Source organism: Streptomyces sp. NPDC052701 (assembly GCF_040678355.1).
GTDB lineage: Bacteria > Actinomycetota > Actinomycetes > Streptomycetales > Streptomycetaceae > Streptomyces.
This window is the reverse complement of sequence record NZ_JBFATO010000006.1, coordinates 81,635-96,449: the sequence shown is the minus strand read 5'-3', so window position 1 is coordinate 96,449 and position 14,815 is coordinate 81,635. Positions and strand designations below refer to the sequence as shown.

Genomic DNA, 14,815 nt, shown 5'->3' with positions numbered 1-14,815 from the left:
ACGGGGGTCCGCTAGGAGGCATTCGCCCACCTCATCGGGGAGATGGTCCGTTTTCGCACCGCTCCTCCGGTGCATACTTATTGGCACTCTTCGGTGGTGCTTGCGTTCTTTTCCCGTGACGTGTTCGGGCCACCGGACGCGTGAGCGCTACCGGTCGGGGGGCGTGCCGTCGATCGGGCGCCCCAGGACGCCCGGTCGCTTCTGCCAGGGCAGGGGCCCGGTGGGCGGCCGGTAGGCGACGCCGAGGGCGTCGAGCCGCCGGTAGTGGGCGGTCATCCGCCGCTCGAAGTCGGCGAAGTCCCGTTCGGCCGGGGCGGGCAGGTCGCTCCAGGCCACCTCGGCGAAGGCGGCGAGCCGGGGGAAGGCCTGGTAGTCCACGCGCGCGGGGTCCTCCATCACCTCGGTCCACAGGTTGGCCTGCGCGCCCAGCACGTGGCGGGCCTCCTCGGGCGTCAACTGCGGCGGCACCGGCTCGAACCGGTAGACGTCCTCCAGGGTGCGCACGTACCCGATCGGGACGGGCTCGTCGGGGCCCGCGTCCTGCCGGTGGTCCAGGTACACCTGCTGCTCGGGGCACATGACGACGTCGTGCCCGGCCCGCGCGGCGGCGATCCCGCCGGCGTACCCGCGCCAGGAGGACACCGCCGCCCCCTCGGCCAGTCCGCCCTCCAGGATCTCGTCCCAGCCGATGAGCCGGCGCCCGCGCGCGGCGAGCCACCGGCCGAAGTGGCCGGTGAACCACGCCTGGAGCCCGTCCTCGTCCCCGAGCCCGAGTTCCCGGATGCGCGCCTGGGCCGTGGGCGAGATCCGCCACTGGTCCTTGGGGCACTCGTCGCCGCCGACGTGGACGAACCGCGAGGGGAACAGTTCCAGGACCTCCTCGAAGACGCCCTCGTAGAAGCGCAGCGTGGTGTCGGTGGGGGCGAGTACGTTCGGATTGATCCCCCAGGTGTCCCACACGGTCAGGGCGGTGGTGTCGACGACGTCGGTGTTGCCGAGTTCCGGATAGGCGGCGATGGCGGCCTGCGAGTGGCCCGGTACGTCGATTTCGGGGACGACGGTGATATGCCGCTCGGCGGCGTACGCGACGATCTCCCGGATGTCGTCCTGGGTGTAGTAGCCGCCGTGCGGTTTGTCCTCCCACAAAGGTGAGGCCCGGTGGCCGATTTTCGTGCGCGCCCGCCAGGAGCCGACCTCCGTCAGCCGCGGGTGCCGCTTGATCTCGATGCGCCATCCCTGATCGTCCGTCAGGTGGAAGTGGAGGACGTTGAGTTTGTGCGCCGCCATCAGATCGAGGTAGCGCAGGACGCCGTCCTTGGGCATGAAGTGCCGGGCGACGTCGAGCAGCAGGCCGCGCCAGCCGAAACGCGGGGCGTCCTCGATCACCTGGTGCGGGATTCCGTACCGGGCGCCCGGCCGTACGGGGGCCCTGCGGAAGGCCTCCGGTCCGAGGAGCTGACGCAGCGTCTGAGCGCCCCAGAACACCCCGGCCGCGCCACCGCCGACGATCTCCACCCCCCGGCCGGCGACGGCGCGCAGCCGGTACTCCTCGGGCCCCAGGGCCCGGTCGAGGCGGAGCCGGACGGCGTCCCGGGCGTCCTCGGGACCGGGGCGCAGGGGCAGGCCCAGGGCCGGGCCGAGCACGGCGCGCAGCCACCGCTCGGTGGTGCCGGTGCCGGGAGCGGCCCACAGGGTGGTGTCCGCGGTCAGCGGGACGACGCGGCGCGCGGGCGCGTCGACGGCGCGGGGCGCCGGGACGAGGTCGGTGGTCGAGGGCACGTCAGTCCTTTACCGCTCCGGCCAGTCCGGAGACCAGCCGTCGCTGCACGAGTACGAAGAAGACCAGCACCGGAATCGTCATCACCGTCGAGGCGGCCATGACGCCGCCCCAGTCGGGTTCGTCGGGCTTGTAGAAGACCAGCAGGGCCATCGGCAGGGTCGACCGGGAGGTGTCGCTGATGATGAACGACTTGGCGAACAGGAAGTCGTTCCAGGTGGAGATGAAGGAGAACACGCTGGTGGCCACCAGACCCGGCAGGACGAGCGGGAAAAGGATCTGCCAGAGGAATCTGGCACGGCTCGCCCCGTCGATGTACGCGGCCTCCTCCAGGGCTTCGGGAACGGCTTTCACGAACCCCCGCAGCATCCAGATCGCGAAGGGCAGCGAGAAGGCGATGTGGGGCAGGATCAGCGCGCCCAGCGTGTTCAGCTGACCGGCGTCCCGCATGACGAAGAACAAGGGGATGGTGAGCGCCTCCACGGGCACCATCTGGGCCACCAGGAACATGATCAGCAGGGTGGTCCGGAAACGGAACCGGAATCGCGTCACGGCGGTCGCGGCGAGAAATGCGATCAGGGCGGAGGCGACCACGACACAGCCCGCCACGACGAGGCTGTTGAGGAAGTAACGGCCGAATTCCTGCTGCCCGAAGACGCGCCGGAAGGACTCCAGCGAGGGGGCCGCGGTCCACGGTCTCGGCTCGGCCGACTCGATCTCGCCGGCCGGTTTGAAGGCGCCGAGCACCATCCAGTACAGCGGGAAGGCGACGAGGGCCGCGACCAGCAGCGCGGACGCCTCGGCGGCCAGCCGCCCGGGCCGCCGCACCAGGCCGTGCAGAAGATTCACAGTTCCTCCCCCCGGCGGCGCAGCAGCCGCAGGTAGACCAGGGTCACGGCGAGCAGGATCAGCAGCATCACGACGCCGATCGCCGAGCCCAGGCCGTACTGCGAGGACGCGAAGGCCTGCTGGTAGGCGTAGACGTTCAGCACCAGGTTCTGGCCGGCGATGCCGCCGCCGTTGGTCATGACGTAGATCTGGGTGAAGACCTTGAAGTCCCAGATGACCGACTGGATGGTGACGACCACCAGGATCGGGCGGAGCATCGGGGCGAGCACGGACCGCCAGATCCGCCACTGCGAGGCGCCGTCCAGGGCGGCGGCCTCCAGCACCTCGGCCGGGACGGCGCGGATCCCGGCGTACACCGTCACCATCACGAACGGGAAGGAGCACCAGACGACTTCGAGCAGGACGAGGAAGAAGGCGCTGTAGCGGCCGTACGTCCAGGAGAAGTCCCCGATCCCGAGGAGCCGGTTCACCGGGCCGAAGTCCGGGTCGAAGAGGAACAGCCAGACCGTGGAGCCGGTGACGGCCGGGGTCGCCCACGCGCCGAGCGCGGCCAGCATCAGGGCGAGCCGCGGCACGGCCCGCACGCGCGTGAGCAGCACGGCCAGCGCGCAGCCCACCGCGAGGGTGGAGGCGACACAGGCCGCGGCGAACACCACGGTCGCCAGCAGCACCTGCCGGAACCGGTCGTCGCGGAAGACGTCGGCGTAGTTCCCGAACCCCCGGAAGACGGCCGGCTCGCCACCGCTGACCTGCGCCTGGGTGTACTCGAAGAGCGAGATCAGCCCGAGCTGGCAGACCGGGTAGACGAGCAGCCCGCCGAGGACGACGAGAGCGGGCGCGAGGTAGAGCCAGGGAGTGCCCCCGCGCCCCGGGGGGCGCGGGGCCGTGCCGGACGTGCGGCTGCCGCCGCGCGGGCGCGACGGGCCGCGGACGGCCCGCACCCGCCGGCGCTTCGCGGCCTTCGGGCTCATGGCCGGCGCCGTCATCCGGCGGAACCGAAGGCGTCGTTCATCTTCGCGGCGGCGTCCTCGGCGGCCGCGGCCACGCTCTTCCGGCCGCTGACGACCTCCTGGAACATCGTCGGCAGGACCTGGGAGGAGTCGATCCGCGACCAGGCCGGCGAGGCGGGGACGAACCGGGTGCCCGCGGCGAGGGTGCGGACGAAGGGCTTCACGAACGGCTCCTTCGCCGCCGCCTGCTGCCGTACGTCCGTGAAGGTCGGCAGGAAGCCCATCGCGTCGAAGAGGCGCCCCTGGGTGCTCTTCGAGGCGAGCCGCTTCATCAGGTCGACGGCCAGGGTGCGGTGGGAGGTGCTCCTGAGGACGCCGATGTTGTTGCCGCCGGCGAACGCCGGGGCGACGGAGCCCGGCTTCACCCCGGGCAGCGGGACGACGGCGTACTTCCCCTTCACCTTCCCGGCCTCCACGGCCGCGTGGCTGAAGTCGCCGCCGATCGCCATGCCGGCCTTGCCGGCGGCGAACGCGGTGACGGTGTCGTTGCCGCCCATGCCCGCGCACTTGGCGGCGGGGCAGTTGTCGTCGGAGAAGAGGGAGGTGTAGGCCTCGATGCCCTTCCGGGCGGCCGGTGAGTCGATGGCGGAGGTGTACGAGCCGCCCTCACCGGTGGCGAGTTCACCGCCGTGGGCCCAGACGAAGGGCATCGCGCCGTAGGTGTAGGCGCCGCCGACGACGAGCCCGTACAGGCCGGGTTCGGCGGCGCGGATCCGGCGGGCGGTGGACGCCAGTTCGGCCATGGTCCTCGGGGCCCGGAGGCCGAGTTCCTCGAACACGTCGGTGCGGTAGTACAGGGCGCGGACGCCGACGTAGAGGGGCGCGCCGTAGACCTTGCCGCCGACGGTGACCGACTGCCGGGCGGTGGGGTCGACGTCCTCGGCCTCGTTCCAGGCGCCGAACTCCTCGCTCACGTCGAGGAGTCCGCCGTCGCGGACGTATCCGGCGGTGTCGGTGTTGCCGAACTCCATCACGTCGGGCGCGGAGCCGGGGTCGTTGAAGGCGGCCTTGACGCGCTGGGCGCGGGTCTCGACCGGGATGTACTCGACGTCGACCTCGGTGCCCTGGTGGGCCTTCTCGAAGGCGGTGACGACCGAGTCGACGACCTTCTCCTTCGGGGCGTTGCCGACCTCCTGGAAGAGCCAGACCCGCAGGGTGCCGGTCCTGTCGTCCCTGTCGGAGGAGGTGGTGCCGGAGGACTGGGGGACGCAGGCGGCGCAGACGAGGAGGGCCGCGGCCAGCGCGGCCAGGCGGACGGGCAGTTTCATGGAGCGTTCCTCCGCGAGAGTGTTGCAACATGCGCAATGACGGTTTCGCTGTGCACAACACTCCGGAGGCTAGAGACCCTGCGAACACGCCGACAAGAGGTCTCCACCACTCTGTGACCGGCCGAAGCACTCCGTGCAACGCCCGGACGGCACAAAGGCCCCCAGGGCACGCGAAACGCACCCTGGAGGCCTCACACCCGCCGGACGGGAAGGGCTACTTGCCGCCGCCCTCGCCCTGGTCGTCGCCGGAGCCCATGGAGTCGTAGATCTCCTTGCACATGGGGCACACGGGGTACTTCTTCGGGTCGCGGCCCGGCACCCAGACCTTGCCGCACAGCGCCACGACGGGGGTGCCGTCGAGGGCGCTCGCCATGATCTTGTCCTTCTGGACGTAGTGGGCGAAGCGCTCGTGGTCGCCGTCGCCGTGGGACACCTGCGGCGTCGGCTCTACGAGGGTCCCCGTACCAGTCCCGCGCTCGGGCTCAAGAGTGCTCATGGCCCCAAGGGTACTGAAAGCCCGCACCCGTCGGCCGGGCGAAAGGGCGGCCCTCAGTTGAGCGAGGGATCGTCGGGGTAGGTGGCCACCATCGCCAGCTCATTGCGCTGGCGGCGCAGCACTTCGCGCCAGAGTCTCTCGGGCGCCGGCGAGGAGACGTCGCCGGGCTCGGACTCGACGACGTACCAGGCGCCCTCCGCCAGCTCGTCCTCCAGCTGGCCGGGGCCCCAGCCGGCGTACCCGGCGAAGATCCGCAGGGAGCCCACGGCGGGGGCCAGCAGTTCGGGCGGGGCCTCCAGGTCGACCAGGCCGATCGCGCCGTGCACCCGGCGCCAGCCCAGCGGGGCGGCTTCCCCGGACGTCTCGCCGGGGACGACGGCGACCCCGAGGGCCGAGTCCAGGGAGACCGGGCCGCCCTGGAAGACGACGCCGGGCTCCCCGGCGAGGTCCGCCCAGCCCTCCAGGATGTCGCCCACGCCCACCGGGGTGGGGCGGTTGAGGACGACGCCGAGGGAGCCCTCCTCGTCGTGGTCGAGAAGGAGCACCACCGCACGGTCGAAGTTCGGGTCCGCCAGGGCGGGGGTGGCCACGAGCAGCCGCCCTGTGAGCGAGGACACCTCGGTCATGCCAGACATGATCCCGCATCTTCCCCTCCCGTGGGGAGGCAATCGGGGGTGCGCGAGTGCGCGCAGCTCAGAGCGGGCGGGTGGCACCCCCGGCGCACCCCGGCGGCCGTGACCCGGTGTGCCCGGCGCGGAACGGTTCGTGTTGTGACACAGCCATGACGCGAACGGGCCGTCCCCGGGCTTACTTGAGGGGGGCCGACGGCCATTAGTCTGTCTCTCCGGCCCCTGCCCAACTCCACGGAACGCGAGATTCATGACCGTCAACGGCGCTGATGACGTACTGCTTGTCCACGGCGGAACCCCGCTGGAGGGCGAGATCCGTGTCCGCGGTGCGAAGAACCTCGTGCCGAAGGCCATGGTCGCCGCCCTGCTGGGCAGTGAGCCGAGCCGGCTGCGCAATGTCCCGGACATCCGCGACGTGCGCGTCGTACGCGGTCTGCTGCAGCTGCACGGCGTGTCCGTCCGCCCCGGCGAGGAGCCGGGCGAGCTGGTGCTCGACCCCACCCGCGTCGAGAGCGCGAACGTCGCCGACATCGACGCCCACGCGGGTTCGTCCCGCATCCCGATCCTGTTCTGCGGCCCGCTGCTGCACCGTCTCGGCCACGCCTTCATCCCGGGCCTCGGCGGCTGCGACATCGGCGGGCGGCCCATCGACTTCCACTTCGACGTGCTGCGGCAGTTCGGCGCGACGATCGAGAAGCGGGCGGACGGCCAGTACCTGGAGGCCCCGCAGCGGCTGCGCGGCACGAAGATCCGGCTGCCGTACCCGTCCGTCGGCGCGACCGAGCAGGTGCTGCTGACCGCCGTCCTCGCGGAGGGCGTCACCGAGCTCTCGAACGCGGCCGTCGAGCCGGAGATCGAGGACCTGATCTGCGTCCTGCAGAAGATGGGCGCCATCATCGCGATGGACACCGACCGGACCATCCGCATCACCGGTGTGGACAAGCTCGGCGGCTACACCCACCGCGCCCTGGCCGACCGCCTGGAGGCCGCCTCCTGGGCCTCCGCCGCGCTGGCCACCGAGGGCGACATCTACGTCCGCGGCGCCCAGCAGCGCTCGATGATGACGTTCCTGAACACCTACCGGAAGGTGGGCGGCGCCTTCGAGATCGACGACGAGGGCATCCGCTTCTGGCACCCCGGCGGGCAGCTGAAGTCCATCGCCCTGGAGACGGACGTGCACCCCGGCTTCCAGACCGACTGGCAGCAGCCGCTGGTCGTGGCCCTCACCCAGGCCACGGGCCTGTCCATCGTCCACGAGACGGTCTACGAGTCTCGTCTGGGCTTCACCTCCGCGCTGAACCAGATGGGCGCCCACATCCAGCTCTACCGCGAGTGCCTGGGCGGCTCGGACTGCCGCTTCGGCCAGCGCAACTTCCTGCACTCGGCCGTCGTGTCGGGCCCCACCAAGCTCCAGGGCGCCGACCTGGTCATCCCGGACCTGCGCGGCGGTTTCTCGTACCTCATCGCCGCCCTCGCGGCCCAGGGCACCTCCCGGGTCCACGGCATCGGCCTGATCAACCGCGGCTACGAGAACTTCATGGACAAGCTCGTGGAACTGGGCGCGAAGGTCGAGCTGCCGGGCAAGGCGCTCGGCTGACCGTCCGCGCCAGGCGCGCGCACGCCGATGGGGCGGCCCCCCGGTGACCCGGGGGGCCGCCCCATCGGCGTCATGGCGTCCCCACGCCGTCCCGTGGCGTACGGACGGCGGGGATCACTTGCCCTTGGCGGCTTCCTTGAGCTTGGAGCCCGCGGAGACCTTCACGCTGTAGCCGGCCGGGATCTGGATCGGCTCGCCGGTCTGCGGGTTGCGGGCGGTGCGAGCGGCACGGTGGGTGCGCTCGAAGGTCAGGAAGCCGGGGATGGTGACCTTCTCGTCCCCCTTGGAGACGACGTCGCCGACGACGTCGGCGAACGCGGCCAGCACGGCGTCGGCGTCCTTGCGGGTCACCTCGGCGCGGTCGGCCAGCGCGGCCACCAGCTCACTGCGGTTCATGTTGTTACTCCCGTGTTCATCTTGCCGTTGAGGCGTCGAAGCCGATGCTGCCAGGGTCCTCGGTGAGTCCCCGGACCCGGGTCCCTCGTCGGACCCTCGCGCCCAGGGACGCATCCTGCCTCTACCTGCGGCGGGAAAGCCAATCCGGCACCCGCAGGAGTCGTGGGAACACTCTTGGGAGTCACACGAGGAGCAGGCCTGAGCCTGGCCGACACGATAGAGGCCCCCGCCGACAGGGCGGTTCCCCGACGCGCCGTCGCCCGGCCGGGCGTGGCGATCCTCACAGGCCGGCGGCGGCCCGGCCCTCGGAGACCGACGCCCCGGCCGCCCTGGCGGCCTCCCGCACCGCACCGGCCACCGCGCCCGCCACCTTGTCGTTGAACACGCTGGGGACGATGTAGTTCGGGTTCAGCTCGTCCTCGGTCACCACGCCGGCCAGCGCCTTGGCGGCGGCGAGCATCATCTCCGTGTTGACCGTGCGGGACTGGGCGTCCAGCAGGCCGCGGAAGACGCCCGGGAAGACCAGCACGTTGTTGATCTGGTTGGGGAAGTCGGAGCGGCCGGTGGCCACCACCGCCGCGCTCTGGCGGGCGATCGCCGGGTCCACCTCGGGGTCCGGGTTCGCGAGCGCGAACACGATCGCGTCGTCGGCCATGGCGGCCACGTCCTCGCCGTCCAGCACGTTGGGGGCCGAGACGCCGATGAACACGTCGGCGCCGCGCACGGCCTCCTTGAGCGTGCCCGTCAGGTTCTCGGGGTTGGTGTTGTCGGCGATCCAGCGCAGCGCCGACTCCGGGGCGGCGCCGACCAGGTCCTCGCGGCCGGCGTGCACGACGCCGTGGATGTCGGCGACGACGGCGTTCTTCACGCCCGCGGCGACCAGCAGCCTGAGGATGGCCGTACCGGCCGCGCCGGCGCCGGACATCACGACCCGCACCTCCCCGATCCCCTTGCCCACGACGCGCAGCGCGTTGGTGAGGGCGGCCAGGACGACGATCGCGGTGCCGTGCTGGTCGTCGTGGAAGACGGGGATGTCCAGGGCCTCGCGCAGCCGCGCCTCGATCTCGAAGCAGCGGGGCGCGGAGATGTCCTCCAGGTTGATGCCGGCGAAGCCGGGGGCGATCGCCTTGACGATCTCGACGATGGCGTCGGTGTCCTGGGTGTCCAGGCAGATCGGCCAGGCGTCGATGCCGGCGAACCGCTTGAACAGGGCCGCCTTGCCCTCCATGACGGGCAGCGCGGCCTTGGGGCCGATGTTGCCCAGGCCCAGCACGGCGGAGCCGTCCGTCACGACCGCAACGGAGTTGCGCTTGATGGTCAGGCGGCGGGCGTCCTCGGGGTTCTCCGCGATGGCCATGCAGACCCGGGCCACCCCGGGCGTGTAGACCATGGACAGGTCGTCACGGTTGCGGATGGGGTGCTTGGACTGCATCTCGATCTTGCCGCCGAGGTGCATGAGGAACGTACGGTCCGAGACCTTGCCCAGCGTGACGCCTTCGATGCCGCGCAGCTTCTCGACGATCTCGTCGGCGTGCCCGGTCGAGGTGGCCGCGATGGTGACGTCGATGCGGAGCTTCTCGTGGCCGGACGCGGTGACGTCGAGGCCGGTCACCGAGCCTCCGGAGGACTCCACGGCGGTGGTGAGCTGCGAGACGGCGGTTCCGCTCGCGGGCACCTCCAGCCGGATGGTCATCGAGTAGGAGACGCTGGGCGCCGTTGCCATGGCCGACTTCCTCTGCTTTCACCGTGTCGCGACGTTGTGCCGTCCGATCGTCGCACCTACCCCTGGGTACGTGGTAGCCGCCCTGGATTGCGGACGTTTTGTTCACAATGGAGGGGCCGACGCGGAAAAGAACTTCCGCGATACGAGAGAAGGCCGGACGAACAGAGGCCCACGTCACATCGTGACGTGGGCCTCTGCCGCGTTCAGTGGCACCGACCCGCCATGCTCGCCTCGCGGCAAGTGGTCGCTCGAAGCGACTAAGGTTGGGCCCGGGGGCTTGGATCGGGCCGGTGCCACACCCAGGCTAACAAACGGATCCGGTAAGGCCATTCCCGGACGAGGGGTTCACAGGAATCAGTCCCTGAGCAGATCCGGCACCCCGTCCGCGTCCGGCTCGTCGCGTTCGCCCGACACCACCGTCAGCTGCTGCGTGGCCCGGGTCAGGGCGACGTACAGCACCCGCAGTCCGGCGGGGCTCTCGTCGGCGATCTCCGCGGGCGACACGACGACCGTGGCGTCGTACTCCAGGCCCTTGGCCTCCAGGCTGCCCAGCGCCACCACCCGGTCGCCGAGCCCGGCCAGCCAGCGCCGGGCCTCCTCGCGCCGGTTCATGGCGACCACGACGCCGACCGTGCCGTCGACCCGGCCGAGCAGACGCGCCGCCTCCTCGCGGACCGTCTCCCCGAGGGAGTCGCCCACGACCGCGAAGCGGGGCTCCACGCCGGTCGAGCGCACCGCGGCCGGCGACTCGGACCCCGGCATCGCCAGGGCGAGCACCTTCGAGGCCAGCTCGGCGATCTCCGCGGGGTTGCGGTAGTTCACGGTGAGCCGGAAGCGGCGGCGCGGACGGGTGCCGAGGGCCTCGTCGCGGGCCTCGGCGGCCTCCTCGGGGTCGGACCAGGAGGACTGGGCGGGATCGCCGACCACCGTCCAGGTGGCGTGCCGGCCGCGGCGGCCGACCATGCGCCACTGCATCGGCGTGAGGTCCTGGGCCTCGTCGACGATGACGTGCGCGTACTCGGTGCGCTCCTGCGCCAGGCGCTCGGCCCGCTCGCGCTGCGACTCCTCGCGCACGGGCATCAGCTCCTCCAGGCCGGTGAGCTGGTCGAGCGGGTCGATCTCGCGCTTCCTGCGGGGGCGGGCCGGGGTGCCGAGGACGGCCTGGAGCTCGTCGAGCAGGGCGATGTCGTGCACGGAGTGGCCCTCCCGTCTGAGCGAGCGGGCCACCTTGCGCACCTCGCCCGGGTTCAGCACCCGCCGGGCCCAGCGGCCCAGCCGCTTCTCGTCGGCCATGGCGCGCAGCACGGCCTGCGGGGTCAGCTCCGGCCACCAGGCGTCGAGGAACGCGAGGAAGTCGTCCTCGGAGGCGACGTCCTCGTCGAAGGAGGAGCGCAGCTCGGCGGCCAGCTCCGGGTCGATGTGCCGGGCGGCCTGGCCGGACTTGTCCCACAGGGCGTCCAGGAGGAGCCTGCGGGCCCGGGGGCGCAGGAGGTTGACGGGCGCGGTGCCGCCCAGGGCGCTGCGCCGGATCCGGTCCAGTTCCCCGGCCTCCAGCTCCAGGCGGCGGCCGAAGGCGACGACCCGCAGCCGGGCCGGCGGGTCGTTCAGTTCCAGGGCGCCGCGCGCGGCCTTGCGGAGCACCTTGAGCATGCGGGAGGAGCCCTTGGCGCGGGCCACCGACGGGGAGTCGTACAGGGTGGCCTCGGCGCCGTCCACCAGCGAGCCGATGGCGCGGACGGCGACCTGGCCCTCCTCGCCGAGGGAGGGCAGCACGCCCTCGGTGTACGCCACGAGCAGCGGGGTCGGCGAGACGATCAGGATGCCGCCCGCGTACCGGCGCCGGTCCTGGTAGAGCAGGTACGCGGCCCGGTGCAGGGCGACGGCGGTCTTGCCGGTGCCGGGGCCGCCCTCGACGTACGTCACGGAGGCGGCGGGGGCGCGGATGACCAGGTCCTGCTCGGCCTGGATGGAGGCGACGATGTCCCGCATGGTGTGGCCGCGGGCGCGGCCGAGCGCGGCCATCAGGGCGCCGTCGCCGATCACGGGCAGCTCGTGGCCGCGCAGGAACGCCTTCAGCTCGGGGCGCATCAGGTCGTCCTCGACGCCGAGCACCCTGCGGCCCTTGGAGCGGATGACGCGGCGGCGCACGACCCGGCCGGGGTCGACCGGGGTGGAACGGTAGAAGGGGGCCGCGGCGGGGGCCCGCCAGTCGATGACCAGCGGGGCGTAGTCCTCGTCGAGGACGCCGATGCGGCCGATGTGCAGGGTCTCGGCGATGTCGGCGGTGTTGTCCGGGCGCACCGCGCCCTCGGCCGGCTCGACGGCGGTGTACGCCCCGTCGGGCCCCTTCTTGCCGTCCTTGCCGGGCAGCAGGTCGATACGGCCGAAGAGGAAGTCCTCGAACTCGTTGTTCAGCCGGTTGAGGTGGACGCCGGCCCGGAAGACCTGCGCGTCGCGCTCGGCCAGCGCGCCTGGTGTGCCGACCTGGCCGCGCCGGGCCGCGTCGCGCATGAGGAACTCCGCCTCGTGGATCTTCTCCTCGAGGCGGCGGTACACCCGGTCCAGGTGTTCCTGTTCGACGCTGATCTCACGGTCGCGGACGGAGTCGAGCGCGGTTTCCTGTTGAGCCTGAGCGGCCACCGGGCCCCCTTCTGACGTGCTGGGCAGCCGTCAACCGTACGCGAAGGGGACCCGGAAAGGCTACGCGTCGACCTCGACCAGCCGCTGGCCGTCGAAGGTCATGACCTCGAAGTGGTCGATCTCGTTCGGCTGCGGGGCGGCGGCGCCCTGGATGTACAGGGGCTGCTTGGCCCGGTCGGTCTTGGCGTCCGGCAGGCCGTAGCCCCAGTCCGGCACGGACCAGGAGGTCAGCGTCCAGCGCTCGCCGTTCTTGCCGACGGCGATGAGCGAGCACTTCTCCGGCCCCTTGACGTTCTTGAGCTCCATGACCGCGTCGGTGCCGTAGGGCTTCTCCTGCAGCGCGATGGTCGCGGTGACCTTGGTGTTCGGGTCGGTGGCGGAGACCTTGTCGGTCATGAGGCGGAAGGCCTCCTTGGCCGGACTCGCCGCGAGCGGCCGGTTGGCGCCGCCGCCACCGCCGCCGCCGTCCGCGCCGCTCGTCGCCACGGCGACGAACGGACCGCCGATGATCAGCGCACCCGCGGCGGCCACCATGTAGAAGCTGCGGCGGCGCTTGCGGGCGCGGTGGTCGGCCACCTCGTCGACGAGTTTCTCCACCACCCGCGGGCTGGGCCTCGCCGACAGCGACTCGCCGATCGCGGGCGTACCGGCGCCCGGCAGGTCCGCGAGCGCGGCCAGCATCGGCTCCATCCCGGCGAGCTCGTCGAGCTGCTGGGCGCACCACTCGCAGGTCGCGAGGTGGGCCTCGAAAGCGGTTGCTTCGGCGTCGTCGAGAATCCCGAGGGCGTAGGCGCCGACGGTCTCGTGCTCGTTCGGCACCGGAGATCCCTGCATGGAGCCAGACATACCCGCACCGCCCGCGCCGAATCCCTGATATCCCCCGTACTCGCTCATCACGCCGTCACCCCCCGCTCCTCCAGTGCCAGCTTCATCGAACGCAGGGCGTAGAACACCCTGGAGCGGACGGTGCCGCTGGGTATGCCCAGGGTCTCGGCCGCCTCGTTGACGGTACGCCCCTTGAAGTACGTCTCGACGAGCACCTCCCGGTGGGCCGGGGTCAGGTCGTCGAGCGCGTCCGACAGCGTCATCAGCCACAGCGCCTTGTCGATCTCGTCCTCCGCGGGGATGACCTCCAGCGGCGACGGATCGACCTCCTGCGGCCGGGCCTGCCGGCTGCGGTGGCCGTCGATGACGATGCGCCGGGCGACCGTCACCAGCCAGGGGCGTACCGATCCGGTCGCACGGTTGAGCTGACCGGCGTTCTTCCAGGCACGGATGAGCGTCTCCTGCACGACGTCCTCGGCGCGCTGCCGGTCTCCGGCGACCAGGCGCAGCACGTAGGCGAGCAGGGGTCCGGCGTGCTCTCGATACAGCGCACGCATCAGCTCCTCGTCAGGCTCCGAGGGCTGGGACATGCGATGTCGGGCCCTCGTTCCACGTTCATTGGCCACGGCCGCATCCTTGCGCACGCCCACCTCCGGTGTCCGGGGGTTCCCCCAGTCGGTCGCTCGACCACCGGTACGCAGGAGGGGGTTGGAGTGTTCAAAGTGAAGTGACAGTTTTCCGCCGGGTGACGTGACGAGCGGGACATGCGGCTACATTCCCCCCGCTCGTTCTTTACATTTCCGACACGGACGGCAGGGGCGCGCCGCCTCCCCCTGCGAGGCCGCAGGCAAACGGCGTGTAATCGAAATCACTTCGACGGCGAGGGCTCAACTTCCATACACAAGCCGCGAAACCGGCATCCAGGGCCTGTCGTCGAACTCCCGTCCGCCCCGCCAGGCGCTAGGCGCGGGCGAGGGCCGCGCGGCGGCGGTGCCGGGCCACCCGTTCGCGGTTCCCGCAGACCTCGCTGGAGCACCAACGCCTCCTGCGTCCCCGGGAGGTGTCCAGGTACACGATCGGGCAGTCGTCGCCGGCGCACTGGCGCAGGCCCGCCCGGGCGACGGGATCGGTGAGCAGGTCGACGGTGTCCCGGGCGACGGCCGCGAGGAGGGCGGCGCAGCCGGGCGGGCCGTCCAACCGCCTCACCAGCAGCCCGTCTTCGCCGAGGACCGCGCGCGGGGCCGGGGGCGCCGGGCGGGCGAGGTCGTTGACGCGGGCGAGCGCGAGGTCGTACGCCCGTCCCCCGGGCGCCGGCCGGGCGCGCACCAACCGGCCGGTCTGGCAGCGCAGTTCCCTGAACCCGGCCAGCCAGGAGGCGTCGGCGTGGGCCAGCGGGGTGCCCGCCGGGACGAGTCCGGAGCCGGCGATCCAGGCGCGCAGCGCCTCGACTGAGTCGAGCCGTTCCCCGGGATGCGTGGTCGACAGGAGGTCCAGGCAGACCCGCCCGGCGTCGAACCGCAGCTCGTGGGGGGCCGTGGCCGTACCCAGTGCCATGTTCCTTTCACCGCCTAGGGGTTCACCCCGGTCGCGAGGGGCCGGTGAGAC

The 14,815-nt window shown here is 71.8% G+C and carries 13 protein-coding genes; 1 reads left to right on the top strand and 12 read right to left on the bottom strand.

Annotated features, from left to right (window positions below):
* Positions 1 to 147: 147 nt before the first annotated feature.
* From AB0L29_RS10085 to AB0L29_RS10060, 6 genes are all read right to left on the bottom strand, one after another.
* Complete coding sequence (locus AB0L29_RS10085) at positions 148 to 1,779, bottom strand: beta-N-acetylhexosaminidase (RefSeq protein WP_365825291.1); 1,632 nt, start codon at positions 1,777 to 1,779, stop codon at positions 148 to 150.
* 1 nt (position 1,780) lies between these two features.
* Positions 1,781 to 2,626: a carbohydrate ABC transporter permease gene (locus AB0L29_RS10080; protein ID WP_365825289.1), complete on the bottom strand. Its 846-nt coding sequence runs from the start codon at positions 2,624 to 2,626 to the stop codon at positions 1,781 to 1,783.
* A complete protein-coding gene (locus AB0L29_RS10075) occupies positions 2,623 to 3,597 on the bottom strand; it encodes a sugar ABC transporter permease (RefSeq protein ID WP_365825287.1) in 975 nt (324 codons plus the stop codon). Before AB0L29_RS10075 ends, AB0L29_RS10080 begins: the two co-directional genes overlap by 4 nt.
* Before the next feature lie 11 nt (positions 3,598 to 3,608).
* Positions 3,609 to 4,904 carry an extracellular solute-binding protein gene (locus AB0L29_RS10070; protein ID WP_365825285.1) on the bottom strand — a complete coding sequence of 432 codons (1,296 nt, stop codon included), beginning with the start codon at positions 4,902 to 4,904 and terminating at the stop codon, positions 3,609 to 3,611.
* A 214-nt stretch (positions 4,905 to 5,118) separates the two neighbouring features.
* The gene (locus tag AB0L29_RS10065; protein WP_365825283.1) at positions 5,119 to 5,400 is read right to left on the bottom strand and encodes a DUF3039 domain-containing protein; all 282 of its coding nucleotides are present in this window, start codon (positions 5,398 to 5,400) and stop codon (positions 5,119 to 5,121) included.
* A 53-nt stretch (positions 5,401 to 5,453) separates the two neighbouring features.
* Positions 5,454 to 6,026 carry a YqgE/AlgH family protein gene (locus AB0L29_RS10060; RefSeq protein ID WP_365825282.1) on the bottom strand — a complete coding sequence of 191 codons (573 nt, stop codon included), beginning with the start codon at positions 6,024 to 6,026 and terminating at the stop codon, positions 5,454 to 5,456.
* Positions 6,027 to 6,279: 253 nt separating this feature from the next.
* On the opposite strand from AB0L29_RS10060, the gene murA reads away from it, so the two are divergent.
* Complete coding sequence (gene murA / locus AB0L29_RS10055; RefSeq protein ID WP_365825280.1) at positions 6,280 to 7,626, top strand: UDP-N-acetylglucosamine 1-carboxyvinyltransferase; 1,347 nt, start codon at positions 6,280 to 6,282, stop codon at positions 7,624 to 7,626.
* Positions 7,627 to 7,740: 114 nt separating this feature from the next.
* On the opposite strand, the gene AB0L29_RS10050 is transcribed toward murA, so the two are convergent.
* From AB0L29_RS10050 to AB0L29_RS10025, 6 genes are all read right to left on the bottom strand, one after another.
* Positions 7,741 to 8,022, bottom strand: a complete 282-nt coding sequence (locus AB0L29_RS10050) for an HU family DNA-binding protein (protein ID WP_276107279.1) — start codon at positions 8,020 to 8,022, stop codon at positions 7,741 to 7,743.
* A gap of 280 nt (positions 8,023 to 8,302) precedes the next feature.
* Positions 8,303 to 9,745 carry an NAD-dependent malic enzyme gene (locus tag AB0L29_RS10045; RefSeq protein WP_365825278.1) on the bottom strand — a complete coding sequence of 481 codons (1,443 nt, stop codon included), beginning with the start codon at positions 9,743 to 9,745 and terminating at the stop codon, positions 8,303 to 8,305.
* A gap of 354 nt (positions 9,746 to 10,099) precedes the next feature.
* Positions 10,100 to 12,385, bottom strand: coding sequence for a UvrD-helicase domain-containing protein (locus AB0L29_RS10040; RefSeq protein WP_365825276.1), 2,286 nt, complete (start codon positions 12,383 to 12,385; stop codon positions 10,100 to 10,102).
* A 60-nt stretch (positions 12,386 to 12,445) separates the two neighbouring features.
* The gene (locus AB0L29_RS10035) at positions 12,446 to 13,279 is read right to left on the bottom strand and encodes a zf-HC2 domain-containing protein (RefSeq protein WP_365825274.1); all 834 of its coding nucleotides are present in this window, start codon (positions 13,277 to 13,279) and stop codon (positions 12,446 to 12,448) included.
* The gene (locus AB0L29_RS10030; protein WP_010039908.1) at positions 13,279 to 13,800 is read right to left on the bottom strand and encodes a sigma-70 family RNA polymerase sigma factor; all 522 of its coding nucleotides are present in this window, start codon (positions 13,798 to 13,800) and stop codon (positions 13,279 to 13,281) included. The genes AB0L29_RS10035 and AB0L29_RS10030 overlap by 1 nt, the downstream gene beginning before the upstream one ends.
* A gap of 370 nt (positions 13,801 to 14,170) precedes the next feature.
* Complete coding sequence (locus tag AB0L29_RS10025) at positions 14,171 to 14,764, bottom strand: ABATE domain-containing protein (protein WP_365825272.1); 594 nt, start codon at positions 14,762 to 14,764, stop codon at positions 14,171 to 14,173.
* Positions 14,765 to 14,815 lie beyond the last annotated feature (51 nt).

Coding starts and splice junctions, on each gene's coding strand:
- AB0L29_RS10075 (WP_365825287.1), bottom strand. CDS start 3,597: ATGAGCCCGAAGGCCGCGAAGCGCCGGCGGGTGCGGGCCGTCCGCGGC.
- AB0L29_RS10070 (WP_365825285.1), bottom strand. CDS start 4,904: ATGAAACTGCCCGTCCGCCTGGCCGCGCTGGCCGCGGCCCTCCTCGTC.
- AB0L29_RS10065 (WP_365825283.1), bottom strand. CDS start 5,400: ATGAGCACTCTTGAGCCCGAGCGCGGGACTGGTACGGGGACCCTCGTA.
- AB0L29_RS10060 (WP_365825282.1), bottom strand. CDS start 6,026: ATGACCGAGGTGTCCTCGCTCACAGGGCGGCTGCTCGTGGCCACCCCC.
- murA (WP_365825280.1), top strand. CDS start 6,280: ATGACCGTCAACGGCGCTGATGACGTACTGCTTGTCCACGGCGGAACC.
- AB0L29_RS10050 (WP_276107279.1), bottom strand. CDS start 8,022: ATGAACCGCAGTGAGCTGGTGGCCGCGCTGGCCGACCGCGCCGAGGTG.
- AB0L29_RS10045 (WP_365825278.1), bottom strand. CDS start 9,745: ATGGCAACGGCGCCCAGCGTCTCCTACTCGATGACCATCCGGCTGGAG.
- AB0L29_RS10035 (WP_365825274.1), bottom strand. CDS start 13,279: ATGAGCGAGTACGGGGGATATCAGGGATTCGGCGCGGGCGGTGCGGGT.
- AB0L29_RS10030 (WP_010039908.1), bottom strand. CDS start 13,800: ATGTCCCAGCCCTCGGAGCCTGACGAGGAGCTGATGCGTGCGCTGTAT.
- AB0L29_RS10025 (WP_365825272.1), bottom strand. CDS start 14,764: ATGGCACTGGGTACGGCCACGGCCCCCCACGAGCTGCGGTTCGACGCC.